Source organism: Pseudomonas sp. 1176_21 (assembly GCF_052850635.1).
Genome location: NZ_VXCV01000029.1, coordinates 1 through 1,876, shown reverse-complemented (window position 1 = coordinate 1,876; position 1,876 = coordinate 1). Strand labels below are relative to the sequence as shown.

Below are 1,876 nucleotides of genomic sequence, written 5' to 3'. Positions count from 1 at the left end.
TACTGGTGGCGCTGCTGGAAAGGTAGATGATGTTGTAGCTCCATCGTCTAAACCTGAATGGTTGCAACGGCTTGATGCGGGTAATGAGTTTAATAAGGTACAGTCTAAAAACTACCCGAATAACGAAGTTTATATTCAGCGACCTGACGGGAATGGCTATTATCGTGTTGATTCGTATAATCCCATAAAAGGCGAAATCGTCTCTCGTAAATTGACACAGCTTTCTGAGGTTTCAGAGGCGACAGCAAAGAGCTACATAAATGAGGCCATTACGAAATACCCTTCTGGTGCGACCATTGCGAAAGTTCCATCTAGTGGGTCTTTGGGTGGTCAAAAATTGCAAGGTACTGTTATTCTGGAGGTTCCTCCACAGAATGGAGTAATTCCAAAAGCCATCTTGGACTCTGCCAATAAAGCAGGGGTTTTAATTAGAGATACTAATGGGAAGGTGTATTGATGGAGCTACCTATTTATTATTGTAAGACTTGGTTTCGGATGAAGAAGTTTGCGATAGAGCCTATGGATGAATCTCTGGCACATTCTAGGCATCTCTCGGGTGAGTCATATACGGCTCTCATTGGCTCGGACTCTGCGCCATCTTGCTTTGTTGAGTTCTCCATAGATAAAGGAATGGTTGGTGTCGGTTTTTTAGATAAAAAATGTCGTGAGTACCTGACCTACCAATTTCAAGTAACAGATTCGGATAACTTATTTTTGACTATGGCGACTCATCGTGAGTTTGAAGGGGATGGAGACGAGGTCATAGGTGGGGAGTCCTATATTTTCAATGAGGAAGGCGGTCTTGTTATTAGGCGAGAAAAATTTAATCCTCATGAGATTGAAGAGGCTAGATCAAGTTTCGAACCGTCTCGAAATTATGAAAAAATTCCCGAGTTTGGTTGTTACTCTAATTTAACAAAAGCTGATAGATGAAACAGGCAGGTGAGTTCCATTATAAATTTTAAGGGGTCTGAGTTGATATGGCACCGGCCTTGCGCCGGTGTTTTTGCACCCTGTCTGCACCCTTTTTGCCGCCTTCTTGCATCCTATTTGCATCCTTTCTGCAGTCAAGTTGCATCCCTTTTGCACCCACCCTGACGACCTACGGTCTAGCTGCTCAATACGCCCTTTTTGAGCATGATTTTTCGCTACTTAACAGGAGCAAAATCTCAATACACAACACGCACCCCCGTCCGGGGTAAGTGTTTCCTTGTAGATCAACGGATTAGCCATTTTTCGTGCTGATTGATGGCTATACATTTGTAATACAAAACAGAGCTAACTATTTGATTTGTCTAGGATCATGTGTATAGCTTTTGTTATACATCGCTCCATAGCTTCGCTTGCTTAGCTGTTTCGCCTGTCCCGAGCCTTTTCCAACGGATCAACCAGTTGCTCTGTCATGGCCAGCAGAAAGAATCCCCAGACGATAGCGGCATAAGCCCAAAAGCTATTGAGGTACTGTAGCCAAATGAAATGATCGTGACCAAATATGCTCAGCAGAGCATAGGCAAACAACAACGCTGCGATAACTGGAAATAGCAGAAAATTTGTCTTTAGGTACAGCTCAAAATGTAGTTCGGCAATTAGTTTGTAAGTGAGAAGTCAACAATCAGCTGTCGCCGGTAGAGTATGAGAAACGCTATTTTCTGAGCTTGGAGAGTGTCAAGGAAACCAGGGGCGATTCAAACTGCACCTGGAAGAACGCAAGCTCATCTCCGAGCAAGCCAAGGCGCTCGCGCAAAAGCATAACATCAGCATGGCCGAGGCATTTGCCTACTACACCGACAAGGACTGGCAGACCACGATCGGCGCTGCGGGCGTGAAGTTCGACGACAGCACCCTCGCCCACCTCGGGCAGGCGCTGGCGCCGCTG

Annotated in this window: 1 protein-coding gene and 1 pseudogene; both read left to right on the top strand. The window is 45.4% G+C overall.

What is annotated here, in order from left to right; genetic code table 11:
* Positions 1-457 (top strand): annotated as a pseudogene (locus tag FW760_RS25925) (hypothetical protein); the annotation flags it as partial.
* Positions 457-933, top strand: coding sequence for a lytic transglycosylase (locus FW760_RS25920; RefSeq protein ID WP_078482008.1), 477 nt, complete (start codon positions 457-459; stop codon positions 931-933). The pseudogene FW760_RS25925 and the gene FW760_RS25920, both read left to right, overlap by 1 nt.
* The last annotated feature ends 943 nt before the right edge of the window (positions 934-1,876 follow it).